Source organism: Pseudomonas sp. PI1 (assembly GCF_000812405.1).
GTDB classification, from domain to species: Bacteria; Pseudomonadota; Gammaproteobacteria; order Pseudomonadales; family Pseudomonadaceae; genus Pseudomonas; species Pseudomonas citronellolis.
Genome location: NZ_JWMC01000005.1, coordinates 1 through 19,048 on the forward strand (window position 1 = coordinate 1; position 19,048 = coordinate 19,048).

The following is a 19,048-nucleotide window of genomic DNA, read 5'->3' on the forward strand; positions in this document are numbered from 1 at the left end:
TTTCCGCGTTCGCAAGCCAAGCCATAGCCCCAGCCATATGAAAATACCGTTTCCCCCAGGCAGAGAAACGGCATCCTTTCTTAAGTGAACAGCATTACCCGGTTCGCCGGGGCTTTTTCGTTGTGCAGGGGGAGCGCCTTTCGGCGGATTGCGGACCTGGGCGCAGGCTGCGCCGGGATGCTTTTCGTAGGATGGGTTGAGCCTGCGAAACCCATCGGGCCATGGTGATGGGTATCGCTTCGCTCAACGCCATCCTACGAAAAGCCGTAACACCAACGCCCCGACGAGGCGGGGCGTTGTGGGAAAGCCGGAATCAACCCGCATGCGCCATCGGCTGCGGATCGTATTCCTTGCGCACCTGGTACAGCAGGTCGAGGTTGTCGTGCTGCCACGGGTGGAAGTCCTTGCGGAAGAAGTCGCGGTATTCGCGCAGCAGCGGACGGAACACGCCGTCCTTGCCCCAGCTCCATTTCAGGCCGTCGCGCCACACGCGCCAGTTCCACAGCAGGCCGTCGCGCTTGAGCATGTGCACCAGGCCGCGGAAGGTGTCGAGGACGAAGAAGAAGGTCGCCATCACCATCGCCCGGCGCAGCAGGCGGCGGCTGCCGCAGACCTGGTTGTAGACGTCGAAGGCCACCGCCTTGTGCTCGGTTTCCTCCAGCGCGTGCCAGCGCCACAGGCGTTGCATCACCGGCTCGGCGCCCTCCAGGGTGCGCGGGTTGGTGAGCAGGCCGTTGGCCATGATCGCGGTGATGTGCTCCAGCGCCGCGGTGGCCGCCAGCTGGCGGCGGGTGCTGAACTTCTTCTGGGTGTAGCGGATGCGCGCCTGGGCCAGCTTCTCGATGCGCGTGATGTCGTAACCCTGGTCCTTCAGGCGCTGGCTGTACACCAGGTGCTCGCGGCTGTGGTGGCCTTCCTGGCCGATGAAGCCGCGGATCTGCTCCTTGAGCAGCGGGTCGGCGATCTGCTCGCGGAAGTTGCGCACCGAGTCGATGAAGAAGCGCTCGCCATCGGGGAAGAGCACCGACATGGCGTCGAACAGGTGCGACTTGAAGGCGTCCCCGCCGTGCCAGTGGCGCGGCAGCGGATCGGGCAGCTCGAAGTCCATGTGCCGTGGCTTGATTTCCAGTCCTGCGGGGGTCGTGCTGGCCATGACGGCTCCATTGTTGTGGGTTTCCATGGCACCGATCTTGGGCTTGCGGGGGAAGGCTCACAAGGTTATCTTCTGCCAACTTTCCGGTCATATCCGGCCAGCGGTCAGAACAAGAAGAAGCCCATGAAGCAACCGCTCAACTTCACCGCCGAACTGGTTCCCGTGGCCTACGCCCAGGCCCTGCTCGACCTCGCCGAGGAGCTCGGCGTGCCGCGCCAGCGCCTGTTCGAACTGGCCCGGGTGCGCCCCGAGGTGCTGCAAAGCCCGGCCGGGCGCCTGTCCTTCGTCGACTTCAACCTGCTCGCCGGCGCCGCCCTGGCCAACTGCGGCGAGCCGGCCTTCGGCCTGCTGCTGGGCCAGCGCCTGAACGTCTCCACCCACGGCATCCTCGGCTACGCGGTGCTGTCCAGCGCCAACCTGGAAAAGGCCATCGACTTCGCCCTCAAGTACTACCGCGTGCTGGGCCTGGCCTACGACCTGGAGCGCGTCGAGGAGCAGGACCGCTCGCAGCTGCGCGCCAGCGAGTCGATCCCCCTGGGGCCCATGCAGCGCTTCGCCGGCGAGGGCCTGATGACCAGCCTGTACACTATCGCCCGCTTCCTCGTCGGCGAGCCGTTGCAGGGCGTGGAGGTCGGCTTCGCCTTCCCCGCGCCTCCCTATGCCGAGCGCTACACCGAGGTGTTCGGCGTGGCGGCGGCCTTCGACCAGCCGTTCCACTTCATCAGCCTGCCGCGGGAATACCTCAATCGCCCCATGGCCCTGGCCAACCCGGCCACGGTGCAGATGTGCGAGCAGCAGTGCGAGGCGCTGCTGGCCAGCCTGGACGTGCAGGAAGGCCTGCTCACCCGCATCCGCCGCCTGCTGCTGGCGCGCCCCGGCGAGTTCCCCGACCTGGACACCGCCGCCCGCGAGCTGCACACCAGCGGCCGCAGCCTGCGCCGGCACCTGTCCAGCCTGGGCACCACCTACCAGCAGGTGCTGGACGACGTGCGCAAGCGCCTGGCCCTGCAATACCTCACCACCACCCACCTGCCGCTGTACGAGATCGCCCTGCTGCTGGGCTTCAACGACCCGTCGAACTTCCGCCGGGCGTTCCGCAAGTGGACCGGCAAGCTGCCCACCGACTACCGCGCCGACTGAACACGGGGAGTTGAAGCGCAGCGGCTTTGCCGTCACCCTTGGCGTTTGTCGAAACCTGCCAGGAAATACCCCATGGACGCCGCCCAGCCCGCGCTGATCCGCGAAACCTTCCCCGTCGGCCCCCTGCAGTGCAACTGCACCATCATCGGCGACCCCGTGACGAAGAAGGCCATCGTGGTCGACCCGGGCGGCGACCACGAGCTGATCCTGCAGCGCCTCGATGCCCTGGGCCTGAAGGTGGTGAGCATCATCCACACCCACGCGCACCTGGATCACTTCCTCGCCTCCGGGCAGATGAAGGAGAAGACCGGCGCCACCCTGCACCTGCACCAGGGCGACCAGTTCCTCTGGGACAACCTGGAGATGCAGTGCCGCATGTTCGGCGTGCCCTACACGCCGGTGCCGTCGCCGGACCAGTGGCTGCAGGACGACGAGGAACTGGCCTGCGGCTGCGGCGTGGCGCTGCATACCCCGGGGCACACGCCGGGCTCGATGAGCTTCTGGTTCCCCGGCGCCAGGCTGCTGATCGCCGGCGACACCCTGTTCCGCCGCGGCATCGGCCGCACCGACCTGTGGGGTGGCGACTACGCCACCATCGAGCGTTCGATCAAACAGCGCCTGTACAGCCTGGACGAGGAGGCCACCGTGGTTACCGGCCATGGTCCGGACACGCGCCTGGGCGATGAAATGCGTGAGAATCCGTTCATTCGTGCTTAAGGTTGTTGTGGAATCTTTTGCACGTTCCAAGCTCTAACTTGCCGCCCGGGAAAGGGCGTATCGCTTTCAAGGAGTCCTCCTTCATGTTCACCGCACGTCGTCTGTCCATGGTCGCGGCCGTCACCGCCTTCGCTCTCATGGCCGGTTGCGCCTCGCAGAATCCCTATGACCCCAACACCCAGGTTCCGCAGGAGGGCGGCGTGAGCAAGACCGCCAAGTACGGCGGCCTGGGCGCGCTGGCCGGCGCCGTGGCCGGCGCGGCGATCAACCACGACAACCGTGGCAAGGGCGCGCTGATCGGCGCCGCAGTGGCCGGCATGGCCGGCGCCGGCTACGGCTACTACGCCGACAAGCAGGAAGCCCAGTTGCGCCAGCAGATGCAGGGCACCGGCGTGCAGGTGCAGCGCCAGGGCGATGACATCAAGCTGATCATGCCGGGCAACATCACCTTCGCCACCGATTCGGCGAACATCGCCCCGTCCTTCTACGCGCCGCTGAACAACCTGGCGAACTCCTTCAAGCAGTTCAACCAGAACAGCATCGAGATCGTCGGCTACACCGACAGCACCGGCAGCCGCCAGCACAACATGGACCTGTCGCAGCGCCGGGCGCAGAGCGTGGCGACCTACCTGACTTCGCAAGGCGTCGACGGCACCCGCGTGAGCACCCGCGGCATGGGGCCGGACCAGCCGATTGCCAGTAACTCCACTGCTGATGGTCGTGCGCAGAACCGTCGCGTCGAGGTGAACCTGAAGGCCCTGCCGGGCGCCCAGGGCACTGCGCCGCAGGGTGGGCAGCAGTATCAGTAAGCGTTGCCTGGATGAAAAAAGCCCGCCGGTTCAGGCTGTGTGAAAACCCGAGCGGCTCTTCGAAGAGTGCGTTCCTACGTGAAATCTGAAAAGGCTTGGCTATTCAGCCAACCCAGAATCCGCGTAGAAACGCGAAATCCAGGTTGTTTTTTAACCAGCTGGACCGATCCGGAGGTTTTCACACAGCCTGGGTTGGCGGGCTTTTTGTTGGGACAGGGGTATTGGTCGTGCCACCGGGGCGTCCGGCGTGGTCGGCGCCCTACGCCAGGCTTGACCGTGACGTAGGGCGCATAACCGTTCGCGGTTATCCGCCGTTTCACCTTCACCACAACCCGCGCCAAGCCCCGTAGGATGGGTTGAGCGAAGCGATACCCATCACCAGGGTTCGATGGGTATCGCAAGCTCAACCCATCCTACGAAAAGCGCCTCGGCGTATGCGGCCCCACCCGAAAAGCGCACCCCCTCAAGCCCCCGCCGGATACTCCCGGTGCAACTGCGCCAGCACCTGGTCCTTGCGCTCCCACAGCTGGTTCACCCAGCGCTGGAACTCCGCCCGGTAATCCGCATCCTGGTCGTAGCTCTTGCCGATGAACTGCCGCGGGATCTCCAGCTCCTCGAAGCGCACCACCACGCGCTTCAGGCGTCCGGACAGCAGGCACCAGAAGGTCGGGCTGCCGTCGGGGTAGTGGATGGTCACGTTGACCAGGGTGCGCAGCTGCTCGCCCATGGCGTCGAGGACGAAGGCGATGCCGCCGGCCTTGGGCTTGAGCAGGTGCTGGAACGGCGAGCCCTGCTCGTCGTGCTTGGCGCGGGTGAAGCGGGTGCCTTCGAGGAAGTTGAAGATGGCCACCGGGATGCGCTTGAACTTGGCGCAGGCCTTGCGGGTGGTGGCCAGGTCCTGGCCCTGCTTCTCCGGGTGTTTCGCCAGGTAGGCCTTGCTGTAGCGCTTCATGAAGGGGAAATCCAGCGCCCACCAGCACAGGCCGATGACGGGCACCCAGATCAGCTGCTGCTTGAGGAAGAAGCGCAGCAGCGGGATGCGCCGGTTGAGCTGGTACTGCAGGACGAGGATGTCGACCCAGCTCTGGTGGTTGCTGGTGACCAGATAGGAATGGTCGTACTCCAGGCCTTCCAGGCCCTGGACGTTCCAGCCGGTGCGCTGCACCAGGTTCATCCAGCCCTTGTTGCAGCTGATCCAGCCTTCGGCGATCAGCCCCATGATCCGCCGGCACAGCGCCTGGGCCGGGGCGAAGGGCAGCAGCAGCTTGAACAGCGTCATGCCGAACAGCGGGACGCACCAGCACAGGGTGCTGAGGATCAGCAGCAGGCCGGCGAGCGAGCCGCGCAGGGCATGGGGAAGGAAGTTGAGCATGGATGTTCCTTGTACATGGGCGACGCTCGGCGGCGGCGCGTGGTCGGGGTTCCGGCCCCGTCGTTTCGGGTGGCACCTTCCTGTGCCGGCGTTGGCCTGGGCCGCCCGCGGGCGGCCCTCCCTGGATCAGGTCTGTTGCGTGTCGGCCTGGATCGCGGTGAGCGCGATGGTGTAGACGATGTCTTCCACCAGGGCGCCGCGCGACAGGTCGTTCACCGGCTTGCGCAAGCCTTGCAGCATGGGGCCGATGCTGATGCAGTCGGCGCTGCGCTGCACCGCCTTGTAGGTGGTGTTCCCGGTGTTCAGGTCGGGGAACACATACACCGTGGCGCGGCCGGCCACCGGGCTGTCGGGGGCCTTCTGGCGGCCGACGCCGGCGACGGCGGCGGCATCATACTGCAAGGGCCCGTCGATCAACAGATCGGGGCGTTTTTCCTGCGCGATGCGCGTCGCTTCCCGCACTTTCTCGACATCCGCGCCGGTTCCGGAGTCCCCCGTGGAGTAGCTGATCATCGCCACCCGCGGGACGATGCCGAAGGCCTGCGCCGAGTCGGCACTCTGCAGGGCGATCTCGGCCAGGTCACTGGCCGAAGGATCGGGATTCACCGCGCAGTCGCCATAGACCACCACCTGGTCGGGCAGCAGCATGAAGAACACCGAGGACACCAGGTTGTAGCCGGGCGCGGTCTTGATCAGCTGCAGCGCCGGGCGGATGGTGTTGGCGGTGGTGTGGATGGCGCCGGAGACCAGGCCGTCCACTTCCTCCAGGGCAAGCATCATGGTGCCCAGCACCACGTTGTCTTCCAGCTGCTGCTCGGCCATGGGCGCGTTGAGGTTCTTGCCCTTGCGCAGCGTCACCATGGGCTCGACGTAGCGGCTGCGCACCAAGTCCGGGTCGATGACCTCCAGGTCCGCCGGCAGGGCGATGCCGAGCATCTGCGCCACCGCCTGGACGTCGTCGGGCTTGGCCAGCAGCACGCAGCGGGCGATGCCGCGGGCGTGGCAGATCACCGCCGCCTGCACGGTGCGCGGCTCGCTGCCCTCGGGCAGGACGATGCGCTTGCCGGCGCGGGCGGCGCGCTGCGTCAGCTGGTAGCGGAACACCGGCGGCGACAGGCGCGGCTCGTGGGGCGCGCCGCAGCGCTCGCGCAGCCATTCGAAGTCGATGTGCCCGGCGACGTACTCGGTGACGTGCTCGGCGCGCTCGCGGTCGTCGATGGGGATTTCCTTGTTCATCCGCGTCAGGTCGCCGGCGGTGTCGTAGGAGCCGGTGTTCACCGTCAGCACCGGCAGGCCGCTCTGCAGGGCGCTGCGGCACAGCTCCATGATCCGCGCGTCCGGCGCCAGGCCGCTGCACAGCAGCAGGCCGGCCAGGGGTACGCCGTTCATGGCCGCCAGGCAGGCGGCGAGGATGATGTCGTCGCGGTCGCCCGGCACCACCACCAGCACGCCGGGCTTGAGCAGGTGCACGGTGTTCGGCGCCGAGGGCGCGCAGAGGATGATCTTCTGCACCCGGCGCTGCTCGTAGTCGCCGGCGTTGAGCACGCTGGCGTTGAGCAGGTCGGCCACGTCGCGGGTGCGCGGGGCGTTGAGGTCGTCCTGCCAGGGGATGCAGCCGAGCAGGCGGAACTCGCCGCCGCGCATCAGCGCCGAGTGCTCGCTCAGGCGCGAGGCGAAGCGCTGGGCGGCGGCCTCGCCTTCCAGCGGGCGGCCTTCCTCGTCGACGTCGCGGACCTTGTTGAGGATCACCCCGAGCAGCTTCGGGTCGTGGGCGCCGCCGAACAGCTGGGCCTGGATCTCCAGGCGGTCGCACAGCTCGTTGAGCGTCTCGTTCTCCGGCGCCGAGACGAGGATGACCTCGGCGTCGGTGCTCTTGGCCAGGTGGAAGTTGATGCGCGCGGCGTAGCTGACGTGGCGGGTGGGGACCATGCCCTCGATGATCATCACGTCCTGGCCTTCGGCGGCGGCCCGGTACTCGTGGATGATGCCTTCGAGCAGGTCGTCCAGCAGGCCGTCGCCGAGCATCCGCTCGACCTTGCCCAGGGGCAGCGGGGTGGGCGGCTTCAGGCCGTGGGTGCGGGCCACCAGTTCGCTGGAGCGCTCCGGGCCGTCGTCGCCGGGCTGTGGTTGGGCGATGGGTTTGTAGAAGCCGACCTTCAGGCCGGCGCGCTGCAGGGCGCGGATCAGCCCGAGGCTGATGGAGGTGAGGCCGACGCCAAAGCCGGTCGGGGCGATGAAGAAGGTATGCATCCGGGCTCCTTAAGCCGTTCGGGTTCGCTGCGGCCCTTGTGGGGCCGGGGAGGCAATCTTCAGCCGAGCACGGCCAGGGTGTCGAGGGCGATCTGGCGTTCCTCGTTGGTCGGGATGACCAGCACCCGCGGATGGCCCTGGGCGTGGATCGGCCCCTCGACGCCGCGCACGCAGCGGGCGTTGGCCTCGCCGTCGAGCTGCAGGTTCATCACGTGCAGGTGCTGCACCGTGAGGTTGCGCACCAGGGGCGAGTTCTCGCCGATGCCGCCGGTGAAGATCAGCCCGTCCAGGCGCGGCAGGGCGCAGGTCATGGCCGCCAGGGACTTGGCCAGGCGGTAGCAGAACACCTCGATGGCCAGCGCCGCGTTGGCGTGGCCCTGCTCGCGGGCATGCTCCAGGGTGCGCATGTCGTTGGACAGGCCGGACAGCCCGAGCAGGCCGCTGTCGTGGTTGAGCATGTGGTCGATCTTTTCCAGGCTCCAGCCCAGGGTGCGCGACAGGTGACTGTGCAGGTTGGGGTCGACGTCGCCGCTGCGGGTGCCCATCACCAGGCCTTCCAGGGGCGTCAGGCCCATGCTGGTGTCGCGGCTCTGGCCCTCGGCGATGGCGCAGGTGGAGCTGCCGTTGCCCAGGTGGGCGGAAATCCAGTAGCTGTCGCCCAGGGCCAGGCCGCTGATCTCGGCGGCGCGGTGGCTGACGTAGCGGTGGCTGGTGCCGTGGAAGCCGTAGCGGCGCACGTGCTGTTCGCGGTACAGCGGCTCCGGCAGGGCGTAGCGGTAGGCGCGCGGCGGCAGGCTCTGGTGGAAGGCGGTGTCGAACACGGCGACGTGGGGCAGCTGTGGATAAAGCGCCATGGCCGTCTCGATGCCCAGCAGGTTGGCCGGGTTGTGCAGCGGCGCCAGGGGTACGGTGTCGCGGATCGCCTGGAGCACCTCGGCGTCGATCCGGCAGGCCTGGGTGAAGCGCTCGCCGCCGTGCACCACGCGGTGGCCGATGGCGTGCAGCGGGCCTTTCACGGCCTGCTCCACCAGCGGCAGCAGGCGCGCCAGGGCGATCTCGTGGCCGGCGCCGTCGCCCAGTTCCAGGCTGTCGCGCTGGCCGCCGCGGACCCAGCCGAGCACCGCGCCGGGCTCGCCCAGGCGCTCGGCCAGGCCCTGCAGGACGAAGCCCTCGCGGTCCTCGCCGGCCAGGGCGAACTTGATCGAGGAACTGCCGCAGTTGATTACCAGGATGTTGCGTGCCGCCATGCTCGTCTCAGTCCTTGTCGTCGGAGTGGGTTGCCCGGGCGCACCAGCCGCAGGCGAAGGGCCGGCCGATCAGCGCCGCGCGGGCCTTTGCGTCCAGCACCCAGGGGCGCGACTGCCAGGGCGGCTGGTGGCGCAGGTGCTGGGTGTGGCCGCAGGACAACACTGCCACCCAGTGGCCGTCCTCGTCCTGATGGAAGTCAAGCAGGCGCGGCGGCTCGCGCACGGGCCATCCGTCCGCCTTCGGGTCGCTTTCATCCCCGGCCCGGCGTAGACTTGTCCGCTCAACTTCTTTTTCCGAAAGGTTCTTCCCCATGCAGATCGCAGCCAACAAGGCGGTTTCCATCGACTATACCCTGACCAACGATGCAGGTGAGGTCATCGACAGTTCCGCCGGCGGCGCTCCGCTGGTGTACCTGCATGGTGCCGGCAACATCATCTCCGGTCTGGAGAAGGCCCTGGAAGGCAAGCAGGTCGGCGACGAGCTGGACGTGGCCATCGAGCCGGGCGAAGCCTACGGCGAATACAGCGCCGAGCTGGTCGCCACCCTGAGCCGCGAAATGTTCGAAGGCGTCGACGAGCTGCAGGTCGGCATGCAGTTCCACGCCTCCGCTCCGGACGGCGGCATGCAGATCGTCACCATCCGCGACATCGACGGCGACGACGTGACCGTCGACGGCAACCACCCGCTGGCCGGCCAGCGCCTGAACTTCAAGGTCAAGGTGGTCAACGTGCGCGAGGCTTCCGAGGAAGAAGTCGCCCACGGCCACATCCATGGCGAGGGCGGCCACCACCACTGAGGTGTTTCGTCGGGCCGATTGATGGCCCGGTGACACCCGGTCGGAGCTGCTAAGCTTGTACCCGTGAAAGGCGCCTGAGGGCGCCTTTCGCATGCACGGACGCTGGGCCTTTTTCCCGAACCGACTGGGATGCGCCGCGTGGACGACTTGTCCGGCCGGGCGCACGGCACTTCGTGTGCCTATTTCATTCAAGGAGTACTCCAATGAGCGCTTTTCACGATCTGACTCTGCGTGGCCTGGATGGCCAGGATCTGCCGCTCTCCCCATTGAAGGGCAAGGTGGTGCTGGTGGTGAACGTCGCCTCCAGGTGTGGTCTGACCCCGCAGTACGCCGGGCTGGAGAAGCTCTACCAGCAATACCGCGACCGCGGCTTCGTGGTCCTGGGCCTGCCCTGCAACCAGTTCGCCGGCCAGGAGCCGGGCAGCGAGGCGGACATCCAGTCGTTCTGCTCGCTGAACTACGGCGTCAGCTTCCCGATGTCGGCCAAGCTCGAGGTCAACGGCCCCGAGCGCCATCCGCTGTACCGCCTGCTGGCGGGCGAGGGCGCCGAGTTCCCCGGCGACATCACCTGGAACTTCGAGAAGTTCCTGCTCGCCCCCGACGGCCGCGTGCTGGCGCGCTTCAGCCCGCGCACCGCGCCGGACGACGCGGCCCTGGTGCAGGCCATCGAGAAGGCCCTGGGCTGAGCCCGCGCACCGGCAGGAGAGGGCGCTTGCGCCAATCCTGCCGGCATTTCCCTCATCCATGCCAGCTGTCCCATGGAGGGCTTCGACGAGGTGCGCCTGCGCTTCGCGCTGGAGCGGCACGTCAGTTGGCACTGAGGCCGCTGCCTGTGGCGCAGAATCACCGCCATCAATAGTGCTGGGCAGGGCGAGACGACCGGTCATATCCTGCGCCCCATGAACACCAGCATCCGACTCGACAAGCGCGACCTCATCCTGGCCAAGGGCTCGGCGGTCATGACCCGCTGCGGCTACCACGGCACCGGGGTGCAGGACATCGTCCAGGCCGCGGGCATTCCCAAGGGCTCCTTCTACCACTACTTCGAGAGCAAGGAAGACTTCGCCCTGCAGGCCCTGGAGCACATCTACGGCTCGCGCCTGCAGCGCTACGCCGAGGCCCTGGGCAACCCGGCGCTGGGCCCGCGCGCGCGCATCCTCGGCTACTACGCCGAGCTGCTGGCGCACTTCGCCCGCCAGGAGAAGGCCGAGTACCACTGCTTCATCGGCAGCCTCAGCTTCGAGATGGCCGAACTGTCGCCGGCCATCGGCGCCCAGGTCGACGCCATCCTCCAGCGCGGCGCCGACATCCTCCGCGACTGCCTGGCCGAGGCGCAGCGCGCCGGCGAGCTGGCCGCGGACGAGGACTGCGAGAACCTCGCCAACTTCATCGCCAACGCCTGGCAAGGCGTGCTGGGGCGGCTGAAGGCGAGCGGCTCGCTGCAACCCATGGAAGCCTTCATCGCCCGCCTGGAGCGGGTGCTGGCGGCCTGAACATCATGCAACCCACTGACGGGACGGGCCGCCCGGCCGCCCCTGGAGAACCTTCGTGAGCGCATCCGTAGAGAGCCTGTTCCAGCCCTTCCGCCTCGGCAACCTGGAGCTGCCGACCCGCGTGGTCATGGCCCCGATGACCCGCAACTTCAGCCCGGGCGGCGTGCCCCACGCCCAGGTGGTGGAGTATTACCGCCGCCGCGCCGCCGCCGGCGTCGGCCTGATCGTCACCGAAGGCACCACCGTCGGCCACAAGGCCGCCAACGGCTACCCGAACGTGCCGCGCTTCCATGGCGAGGACGCCCTGGCCGGCTGGAAGCAGGTGGTCGACGCGGTGCACGCCGAAGGCGGCAAGATCGTCCCGCAGCTGTGGCACGTGGGTTCCGTGCGCCGCCTGGGCGTGGAGCCGGACGCCAGCGTCCCCGGCTACGGCCCCAGCGGCAAGGTCAAGGACGGCCAGGTGCTGGTCCATGAAATGAGCAGGGAAGACATCCAGGACGTCATCGCCGCCTTCGCCCAGGCCGCCCGCGACGCCAAGGCCATCGGCATGGACGGCGTGGAGATCCACGGCGCCCACGGCTACCTGATCGACCAGTTCTTCTGGGACGGCAGCAACAAGCGCACCGACGAATACGGCGGCAGCCTGGCCAACCGCTCGCGCTTCGCCATCGAGCTGATCCGCGCCGTGCGCGAGGCGGTGGGCCCGGACTACCCGATCATCTTCCGCTTCTCGCAGTGGAAGCAGCAGGACTACGCCGCGCGCCTGGTGCAGACCCCGGAAGAACTGGCGGCGTTCCTCGCGCCGCTGTCCGAGGCCGGCGTGGACATCTTCCACTGCTCGACCCGCCGCTTCTGGATCCCCGAGTTCGAAGGCTCGGACCTCAACCTGGCCGGCTGGACGCGCCAGCTCACCGGCAAGCCGACCATCACCGTGGGCAACGTCGGCCTGGACGGCAGCGAGTTCCTGGCCTTCTTCGGCAAGACCGACGAAGTGGCCCAGCCTTCGGGCATCGAGGGCCTGCTGGAGCGCCTGAGCAAGCAGGAGTTCGACCTGGTGGCGGTGGGCCGCGCGCTGCTGGTGGACCCGGACTGGGCGTTGAAGGTGCGCGACGGCCGCCTGGCCGACATCAAGCCGTTCAGCCGCGATGCGCTGATGTCCCTGGCCTGATCGCCGCGGATCGACAAGACCGCCCGGGGCACTTCCCCGGGCGGTTTCTTTTGTCCTTTTCCTAAGGCCATTTCCGCCAAATTTACAAATCTTTTCCGAAGTAGGCCTTCCGATCTGCTGACTTGAAGGTCGGAAACAGGCATTGTAGGGCGGCTAACACACAACAATAGGCCGGCACACGGCCAAAGGAGCTAAGCCATGCGGATCGGCCTGGTGGTGGATGCGACCTGCGACCTGCCCCCCGAATTCCTCGCTGCCAACAACATCCGCGTCCTGCCCATCGGTATCCGGGTGGGCCAGCGGCGCATCATCGACGATCGCGACCCCGACACCACCCTGCGCTTCTACGCCGAGGACCTGCCCAAGGTCGCCCCGGAAGACGGCAGCGAACCGCTGACCGCCGTGGAAACCCAGGCCTGGTTCCTCGAACAGCTGGTCACTGATTTCGACTACGTCATCTGCCTGACCGTCAGCAGCGCGCGCAGCCCGATCTTCGAGAACGCCACCCAGGCTTCTTTCGGCCTGCTGCAGAACTACCGCGAGAAACGCGCCGCGGCCGGCATCAACGGCCCCTTCGCGCTGCGCGTGGTGGACAGCCAGACGGTGTTCGCCGGCCTGGCGGTGCTGGCCGCCGAAGGCGCGCGCCTGCTCGGCGAGGACCAGCACCCCAACGCCATCCGCACGCGCCTGGAGCAGCTGAGCCAGCAGATGAACACCTTCCTGGTCGCCAACGACCTGGGCCACGTGCGTCGCCGCGGTTTCCAGAAGGGCGACCGCAGCAGCATCGGCGACCGCCTGCGCGGCGCCTTCCTCGGCATCGGCTCGATGCTCGACATGAAGCCGGTGCTGAGCCTGGTGCAGGGCGAGGACAAGCCGGTGTCGGTGTCGCCGAACTACGAGAAGTCCGCCGAGCGCCTGCTCAACTTCGCCCGCGCGCGGGTGGAGGCCGGCGAACTGCTGGCCCCGCACGTCGGCCTGAGCTACGCCGGCGACCCTTCGGCGCTGCGCGACCTGCCGGGCTTCGAGGCGCTGGAGCAGGCCTGCGGCGAGCGCGGCATCGCCATGCACCTGGGCATGCTCAGCCCGACCGGGGGCATCAACCTCGGCGCCGGGGCCATGAGCCTGTCGTTCGCCGCCGAGCCCAAGCCCTTCGCCTGATCACTTGCGCACGGTATCGGCGCCGAGCGCGCCGGTGCCGTTGGCCGGCGCCGGCAGCGGCTGGCGGATGGCCTCCAGCAGGTAGCCCTCGAAGCGTTCGACGATGCTCCGCCATTCCAGGCGCCCGGCGTGCCGGCGGGCGTTCAGGCGCACCCGGCGCAGGTGCTCGCGGTCTTCCAGCAGCCAACTGGCGGCATCGATGAAATCGGCCTCGTCGCCGGGTATCGCCAGCGCGCCGTCGTGGCCGTGGCGGATGTGCTGGGCCGCGGCGGCCTGGTCGTAGGCGACCACCGCCAGGCCCGAGGCCAGCGCTTCCAGCACCACGTTGCCGAAGGTTTCCGACAGGCTGGGGAAGAGGAACAGGTCGCCGCTGGCGTAGTGCCGGGCCAGTTCCTCGCCGCGTTGCAGGCCGCAGAAGATCGCATCCGGCAGTTCGCGGGCGAGCTGCGCGCGCTGCGGGCCGTCGCCGACGATCACCAGGCGCAGCTTCAGCTGCGGGTGGGCGGCGCGCAGTTGATTGAAAGCGCGGCCGAGCAGGCCGAGGTTCTTCTCCGCGGCCAGGCGGCCGACGTGCAGCACGGCGATGTCCTGCTCGCCCAGGCCCCACTCGCGGCGCAAGGCGTCGTCGCGGCGGCCGGGCTGGAACAGTTGGCCATCCACGCCGCGCGCCAGCTGGGCGAGGTGGGCGAAGCCGCGGCGCTCCAGCTCCAGCGCCTGGCTGGCGCTGGGCACTAGGGTGCGCTGGGTGCGGTTGTGGAACCAGCGCAGGTAGGCCGTCACCAGGCGTGTCAGCGGGCCCAGGCCGTAGTGCGCGCTGTACTGCTGGAAATTGGTGTGGAAGCCGCTCAGCGCGGGAATCCGCAGGCGCCGCGCGGCGCGCAGGGCGGCCAGCCCGAGCGGGCCCTCGGTGGCGATGTAGAGCACGTCCGGGCGCAGCCGCCGCCAGTGCCGCAGCAGCTTGTGCAGGCACGACTGGCCCCACTGCAGGCCGGGGTAGCCGGGCAGCGGCCAGCCGCGGGTGAGCAGCAATTCGTCGTCGCTGTGGCGGCCGTCGTCGACGTGCTGCCGCGGGCGCACCACCTGCACCCGGTGGCCGAGCTGCAGCAGCCCGGCGGCGAGGCGCCCGAGGGTGTTGGCCACGCCGTTGATTTCCGGCGGGAAGGTTTCGCTGATCAGCGCGATGCGCAGGGGAGTCGTGCTCATGAACGGCAGTCTCCGCCCGGCCGGTGTAGCTCGTGTGACGCCCGGGTTGCACAAATGTGACGGGGGATTCAGGGGATTCTCGCAAGGCTTTTGGAAAGGCCTGTCATAGAGCCTTCGTCCGCCTGTCACATGGGGCTGCTAGAGTGCCGCGATTTCCGACATGGTGGAGCCGTCGATGAGCGACAAGCGCGATCAGAATCCCGGGCAGGACGATGCCCAGCCACTGGCGGACGCCGGCCGCCGCCGCTTCCTTGGCGGCGCCGCGGCCCTGGGCGCCGGCGCCGCGCTGGCCGGCCTGGTGGGCGAGGGCACGGCGCAGGCTGCCGAAGCGGTGCGCGAGCTGAGCGGCGCCGAGCTGGACCGGGCGCTGCGCGAGCAGGTGCAGAACATCGTGGTGATCTACGCCGAGAACCGCAGCTTCAACAACCTGTTCGGCGACTTCCCCGGCGTGGAGAAGCCGCTGTCGTCGCTGCAGCCGGCCGACTACCAGCAGCGCGACCGCGACGGCCGCCTGCTGGACAAGCTGCCGCCGGTGTACGGCGGCGTGCTGCAGGTCGGCCAGAGCCTGGAAGGCGTGAACTACGCCGAGGGCGTGCAGTACCAGCAGAACCTGCCCAACGCGCCCTTCGCGCTCAAGGGCCCGCAGGGCGAGGACCTGCCCCTGGGCCTGGTGACTCGCGACCTGTGGCACGTGTTCTACCAGAACCAGATGCAGATCAACGGCGGGCGCAACGACATGTTCGTCGCCTGGGCCGACTCCGGCGCGCTGCCCATGGGCTACTACGCGCAGAGCCCGTACAGCCTGCGCCTGTGGGACCTGGCCCGGGACTTCGTGCTGTGCGACAACTTCTTCCAGGGCGCCTTCGGCGGTTCCTTCCTCAACCACCAGTACCTGGTGGCGGCGACCCCGCCGGTGTACCCGGACGTGCAGAACTCGCCGGCCCGCACGCAGATCGCCCAACTGATGAGCGACAATCCCGCCGACCCACGGCTGAAACCGCTGGACGACTCGCCCGCCAGCGTCGCTGGCGGCGCACCGAAGTTCGGCCCCAGCGCCCTGACCCCCGACGGCTACGGCGTGAATACCATGCTCCCGCCCTACTGGCCGACCGTGCAGCGCGACCCCGAGCGCCCGGACTACGCGCTGCCGGACCAACCCAACGTGATGGTGCCGCAGCGCCACGAGCACATCGGCGACAAGCTGAGCAGGAAGGGCGTGGACTGGGCCTGGTACGCCGGCGCCTGGGAGGCCACCCTGGAGCAGTACAGGAACTCCGCCGGCATCCCGAAGATTCCCAACTTCCAGTACCACCACCAGCCGTTCAACTACTTCGTCCAGCAGGGCCCGGAACACCCGGAGGAGCGCGCGAAACGCCTGCGCGACGGCGGCCTGGGCGACGACCCGTCGAGCAACCGCTTCTTCGCCGACGCCCGCGCCGGCAAGCTGCCGGCGGTGAGCTTCTACAAGCCCCAGGGCAACCTCAACATGCACGCCGGCTACGCCGACGTGGCCAGCGGCGACCGGCACATCGTGCGCGCGGTGAAGCACCTGATGGAAAGCCCGCAGTGGCAGAACATGGTGATCGTCATCACGGTGGACGAGAACGGCGGCTGGTGGGACCACGTGGCGCCGCCCAGGGGCGACCGCTGGGGCCCCGGCTCGCGCATCCCGGCTCTGGTGGTCTCGCCCTTCGCCCGCCACGGCACGGTGGACCATACCGTCTACGACACCGGCTCGATCCTGCGCCTGATCACCCGGGTGTTCGACCTGGAGAAGCTCGACGGCCTGAAACTGCGCGACGACGCCATGCGCGCCCGCGGCCAGCAGCCCATGGGCGATCTGACCGCGGCGCTGCGTTTCGTCGGCTGAGAAAGCGCGCCCCGGCAGAGGCCGGGGCGCGGGCAGGGCTCAGAAGTCGATCTTCAGGCCGAGGGTGAAGGCCTGGTCGCGGTAGCCGTTGTCGCCGTGCTGGCGGGCTACCTCGCCCCATACGTTGACCCGGCTGTTGACCTTGCTGGTGGCGCCCAGCTTGACCTCGAGGATGTCGCTGGCGCCGTCCATCTCGAAGCGCGAGCTGCCCATCTTCGCGCCGAAGTCGTCCGAGTTGTGGATCCAGTTGGTTTCCAGGTAGGGCTCCACGGCGTAGCGCCTGGCGAAGCCGGCTTCGTCGTTGCTGCGCAGCGCGGCGCGGGCGCCCAGGCGGGTCATGAGGTTGCCGTCGCCTTTGCCGGTGACGCGGGTGCCGTTGGCCTCGCGGTGGCTGTCGGCCTTGACGCCCATGTAGACCACCTGCGCCTGGGGCTGCAGGTAGACGCTGGCCTTCCCGGTCTTCGCCACGCGGAAGGTCTTGCCGGTCTCGATGGAGGCGGTGATGCCGTCGGAGTCGTAGTGCTCCTTGGCCAGTTGCTCGCCGCGCACCTCGTTGTCGAAGCGGTTGTACAGCACCCAGGTGTCGACGTAGGCGCCGTTCTCGTCCTCGCGGTCCTCGTACCAGGTGCCGTAGAGGCCCAGGCTGTAGCCGTCGATCTCGCCCTTGGCGCTGAAACCGGTGATCCGCGAGCGGCTGCTGGAGTTGCCGTTGGCGTAGCCGCCCATCACCCCGAGCACCCAGTCGCCCTTGTCGTTGCTGTAGCGCAGCAGGTCGCTGCCGAGCTGCAGTACGTAGCGGTTGCTTTCGGTCTTCAACTGCCCGGTGCTGTCGTTCCAGCGGCCGGCGCCGTCGACGTTGCGCATCCACAGCATTGAGGTACGGGCCTCGCCGGTATCCGGGTCGACGTAGGTCAGGTTGCCGGTGCGGTCGTGCAGGCGGTGCAGGAACAGCGTGTTGGCCGCCGCCAGGTTGGCGGTGTAGGCGCCGCCTTCCGGCTGGCGGACACGGTCCCTGTCGCCGGACGGCGGCGTTACCGGTGGTACCGGCGGTTGTTCGGGATCGGGGTCCGGCTGCGGCTCGGGCGTCGGGCCGGGGCCGGGTTCCGGCTCGGGTTCCGGCTCCGGGTCGGGATCGACGGTGGGTTTGTAGGACGTGAGGTACCAGTCCTTCTCCGAACCGCTGGAGCCGACGAAGGTCCCGCCGCGGCGCAGCACGTATTCGTAGCCGCCCTCGGTGACCCGGTCGGAGCGGAACTCGCCCTCGGACAGGCCGGCGACCTCGATCATGCGGATGCCTTCCCAGGTCTCGGCGCCGACGCCGGTGGTGTTGTTCACCGTGACCTGCGTCTGCCCGGAGGTGCTGCCCTTGACCAGCAACTGGTCGGTGGCCGAACCGTCGTCGCCCAGGTGGGTGTTCATGATCAGGCGGCCGCCGCCGCTGAAGTCGCCGTCCACGGTGAGCGTCTTGTGGCTGTAGTCGGCGGCCTCGCCGCTGCGGGCGTACTCCAGGGTGGCGCCGCTGCCCAGCGCCAGGCTGCTGAGGTTGGAGTCGGCGGTCATGACCCAGCTGCTGGCGCCGTCCAGGGCCAGGTGCACCTGGCCGTCGCTGGCGGTGGCGGTGCTGCCGTTGAAGTAGGAGCCGGCGGCCATCTTCAGGTCGATGACGCCGCCCTGGTCGGCCAGCAGCGCGGCACCCAGGCGGCCGGGCTGGTCGGCCGCGGCGCTACTGTCCAGCCGGTAGACGGCGGCGCCGCTGCTGCTGATGTGCGAACCGGCGCCGCTGGCGTAGAGGGCGCGGTTGCCGTCGGTCACCGTCACCTGGGTGTCGCCGCCCAGGTTGACCTGGCCGCCGCGCGGGCCATTGGCGTCGCTCAGGGTCTGGGCATAGATGCCGTAGGCGTTGGTCTTCTCCGTGGTGATGCGGGTGTCGCCGAGGTTGATCACGCCGCCGCGGTTGGCGTAGACGGCGTGGGCCGAGTTGCCCTTGGTGAGGATCACGCTGCCATCGCCGAGGGTGACTTCGGCGTCGCCCTTGTAGGTGGTGTTGCTCAGGTCGCGGTTCCCGGCGTAAACGGCGTAGCCGGTGCCGTCGAGCCAGTTGCCGCCGCCGCCGGCGGTGGTGATGTGCGCGTTCTTGCCGAGCACGATCTGGTTCTTGCCGCCGTTCTTCGAGGTGTTGGCACGGACGCCCATGCCGCCGCCCTCGGCGCTGATGGAGGCGTTGTCGCCGATGCTGACCGTCGAATTGACCGCGTTCTCGGTGACGTTGATGCCGTCGGCCGAGGAGCCCGTGGTGACGACGCTGAACGTCTCGATACGGATGTTGTTGGTGCCGTTGTTGGCCTGGATGGCGTCCGCCTTGCTGCCGCTGGTGGTGATCGCCACGTTGTTCAGGTTGTAGGTCGAGCCGTTGCCGTAGATGCCGAAGCCCGCCAGCGGCGAGGTGCCGCCGGTGGCGGTGGTGTTGATCACGATGTTGTCGTAACCGTTCGGGTTGCCGTAGTACAGGGGCACGTCGCAGGTCAGCGTGCTGCTGGCAGAGTCGCCACTGCATCCGGCGCTGGCCGCCTGCGTGGACAAAGTCAGGGCCGTGGCCAGGGCGATGTGAAGCGCCAGGGCCGTCTTCTGGAAACGCATGATTCACCTCCTTGCACCGCCGTTTCGTGGAAGG

The 19,048-nt window shown here is 68.4% G+C and carries 16 protein-coding genes; 9 read left to right on the forward strand and 7 right to left on the reverse strand.

Annotated elements, in window-relative coordinates; genetic code table 11:
• Positions 1 to 313: 313 nt before the first annotated feature.
• Complete coding sequence (locus tag RN02_RS01315) at positions 314 to 1,153, reverse strand: metal-dependent hydrolase (protein WP_043312670.1); 840 nt, start codon at positions 1,151 to 1,153, stop codon at positions 314 to 316.
• A gap of 123 nt (positions 1,154 to 1,276) precedes the next feature.
• Between RN02_RS01315 and RN02_RS01320 the strand changes: the two genes are divergently transcribed.
• The 3 genes from RN02_RS01320 (at position 1,277) to RN02_RS01330 (ending at position 3,819) form a co-directional block, all read left to right on the forward strand.
• Entirely contained in the window at positions 1,277 to 2,293 is a 1,017-nt protein-coding gene (locus tag RN02_RS01320; protein ID WP_043312672.1) for an AraC family transcriptional regulator, read from the forward strand.
• Positions 2,294 to 2,365: 72 nt separating this feature from the next.
• Complete coding sequence (locus tag RN02_RS01325; protein ID WP_043312674.1) at positions 2,366 to 3,010, forward strand: MBL fold metallo-hydrolase; 645 nt, start codon at positions 2,366 to 2,368, stop codon at positions 3,008 to 3,010.
• An 83-nt stretch (positions 3,011 to 3,093) separates the two neighbouring features.
• Positions 3,094 to 3,819, forward strand: a complete 726-nt coding sequence (locus RN02_RS01330; protein WP_043312676.1) for an OmpA family protein — start codon at positions 3,094 to 3,096, stop codon at positions 3,817 to 3,819.
• Between the two features lie 463 nt (positions 3,820 to 4,282).
• Here the strand turns inward: RN02_RS01330 and RN02_RS01335 are convergent, their stop codons facing one another.
• The 4 genes from RN02_RS01335 to RN02_RS01350 form a co-directional block, all read right to left on the reverse strand.
• Entirely contained in the window at positions 4,283 to 5,191 is a 909-nt protein-coding gene (locus RN02_RS01335; RefSeq protein ID WP_009616029.1) for an acyltransferase, read from the reverse strand.
• 126 nt (positions 5,192 to 5,317) lie between these two features.
• Positions 5,318 to 7,441 (reverse strand): phosphate acetyltransferase, encoded by a 2,124-nt coding sequence (gene pta / locus RN02_RS01340; protein ID WP_043312677.1) that lies wholly within the window; start codon positions 7,439 to 7,441, stop codon positions 5,318 to 5,320.
• Positions 7,442 to 7,500: 59 nt separating this feature from the next.
• Entirely contained in the window at positions 7,501 to 8,688 is a 1,188-nt protein-coding gene (locus RN02_RS01345) for an acetate kinase (protein WP_043312678.1), read from the reverse strand.
• A 7-nt stretch (positions 8,689 to 8,695) separates the two neighbouring features.
• Positions 8,696 to 9,031, reverse strand: coding sequence for a DUF3565 domain-containing protein (locus tag RN02_RS01350; protein WP_081884745.1), 336 nt, complete (start codon positions 9,029 to 9,031; stop codon positions 8,696 to 8,698).
• Between RN02_RS01350 and slyD the strand changes: the two genes are divergently transcribed.
• From slyD to RN02_RS01375, 5 genes are all read left to right on the forward strand, one after another.
• Positions 9,000 to 9,485 carry a peptidylprolyl isomerase gene (slyD, locus tag RN02_RS01355; RefSeq protein WP_009616033.1) on the forward strand — a complete coding sequence of 162 codons (486 nt, stop codon included), beginning with the start codon at positions 9,000 to 9,002 and terminating at the stop codon, positions 9,483 to 9,485. The two genes, RN02_RS01350 and slyD, sit on opposite strands and share 32 nt — an antisense overlap.
• Positions 9,486 to 9,688: 203 nt before the next feature.
• A complete protein-coding gene (locus tag RN02_RS01360; RefSeq protein ID WP_009616034.1) occupies positions 9,689 to 10,171 on the forward strand; it encodes a glutathione peroxidase in 483 nt (160 codons plus the stop codon).
• A 213-nt stretch (positions 10,172 to 10,384) separates the two neighbouring features.
• Positions 10,385 to 10,978 (forward strand): TetR/AcrR family transcriptional regulator, encoded by a 594-nt coding sequence (locus RN02_RS01365; RefSeq protein ID WP_009616035.1) that lies wholly within the window; start codon positions 10,385 to 10,387, stop codon positions 10,976 to 10,978.
• A 55-nt stretch (positions 10,979 to 11,033) separates the two neighbouring features.
• On the forward strand, positions 11,034 to 12,146 hold the full coding sequence (locus RN02_RS01370) for an NADH:flavin oxidoreductase (protein ID WP_043312679.1): 1,113 nt from the start codon (positions 11,034 to 11,036) through the stop codon (positions 12,144 to 12,146).
• A gap of 198 nt (positions 12,147 to 12,344) precedes the next feature.
• On the forward strand, positions 12,345 to 13,304 hold the full coding sequence (locus tag RN02_RS01375; protein WP_043312680.1) for a DegV family protein: 960 nt from the start codon (positions 12,345 to 12,347) through the stop codon (positions 13,302 to 13,304).
• Here the strand turns inward: RN02_RS01375 and RN02_RS01380 are convergent, their stop codons facing one another.
• Complete coding sequence (locus tag RN02_RS01380) at positions 13,305 to 14,507, reverse strand: glycosyltransferase family 4 protein (protein WP_043273158.1); 1,203 nt, start codon at positions 14,505 to 14,507, stop codon at positions 13,305 to 13,307.
• A gap of 175 nt (positions 14,508 to 14,682) precedes the next feature.
• Between RN02_RS01380 and RN02_RS01385 the strand changes: the two genes are divergently transcribed.
• Entirely contained in the window at positions 14,683 to 16,377 is a 1,695-nt protein-coding gene (locus tag RN02_RS01385; RefSeq protein WP_043312682.1) for an acid phosphatase, read from the forward strand.
• Positions 16,378 to 16,416: 39 nt separating this feature from the next.
• Here the strand turns inward: RN02_RS01385 and RN02_RS01390 are convergent, their stop codons facing one another.
• On the reverse strand, positions 16,417 to 19,014 hold the full coding sequence (locus tag RN02_RS01390) for an autotransporter outer membrane beta-barrel domain-containing protein (protein ID WP_043312684.1): 2,598 nt from the start codon (positions 19,012 to 19,014) through the stop codon (positions 16,417 to 16,419).
• Positions 19,015 to 19,048: the final 34 nt, after the last annotated feature.

Excerpts from the sequence above, each read along its gene's own strand:
- RN02_RS01315 (WP_043312670.1), bottom strand. The coding sequence starts at position 1,153 with ATGGCCAGCACGACCCCCGCAGGACTGGAAATCAAGCCACGGCACATG.
- RN02_RS01320 (WP_043312672.1), top strand. The coding sequence starts at position 1,277 with ATGAAGCAACCGCTCAACTTCACCGCCGAACTGGTTCCCGTGGCCTAC.
- RN02_RS01325 (WP_043312674.1), top strand. The coding sequence starts at position 2,366 with ATGGACGCCGCCCAGCCCGCGCTGATCCGCGAAACCTTCCCCGTCGGC.
- RN02_RS01330 (WP_043312676.1), top strand. The coding sequence starts at position 3,094 with ATGTTCACCGCACGTCGTCTGTCCATGGTCGCGGCCGTCACCGCCTTC.
- RN02_RS01335 (WP_009616029.1), bottom strand. The coding sequence starts at position 5,191 with ATGCTCAACTTCCTTCCCCATGCCCTGCGCGGCTCGCTCGCCGGCCTG.
- pta (WP_043312677.1), bottom strand. The coding sequence starts at position 7,441 with ATGCATACCTTCTTCATCGCCCCGACCGGCTTTGGCGTCGGCCTCACC.
- RN02_RS01345 (WP_043312678.1), bottom strand. The coding sequence starts at position 8,688 with ATGGCGGCACGCAACATCCTGGTAATCAACTGCGGCAGTTCCTCGATC.
- slyD (WP_009616033.1), top strand. The coding sequence starts at position 9,000 with ATGCAGATCGCAGCCAACAAGGCGGTTTCCATCGACTATACCCTGACC.
- RN02_RS01350 (WP_081884745.1), bottom strand. The coding sequence starts at position 9,031 with ATGGAAACCGCCTTGTTGGCTGCGATCTGCATGGGGAAGAACCTTTCG.
- RN02_RS01360 (WP_009616034.1), top strand. The coding sequence starts at position 9,689 with ATGAGCGCTTTTCACGATCTGACTCTGCGTGGCCTGGATGGCCAGGAT.
- RN02_RS01365 (WP_009616035.1), top strand. The coding sequence starts at position 10,385 with ATGAACACCAGCATCCGACTCGACAAGCGCGACCTCATCCTGGCCAAG.
- RN02_RS01375 (WP_043312680.1), top strand. The coding sequence starts at position 12,345 with ATGCGGATCGGCCTGGTGGTGGATGCGACCTGCGACCTGCCCCCCGAA.
- RN02_RS01380 (WP_043273158.1), bottom strand. The coding sequence starts at position 14,507 with ATGAGCACGACTCCCCTGCGCATCGCGCTGATCAGCGAAACCTTCCCG.
- RN02_RS01385 (WP_043312682.1), top strand. The coding sequence starts at position 14,683 with ATGAGCGACAAGCGCGATCAGAATCCCGGGCAGGACGATGCCCAGCCA.
- RN02_RS01390 (WP_043312684.1), bottom strand. The coding sequence starts at position 19,014 with ATGCGTTTCCAGAAGACGGCCCTGGCGCTTCACATCGCCCTGGCCACG.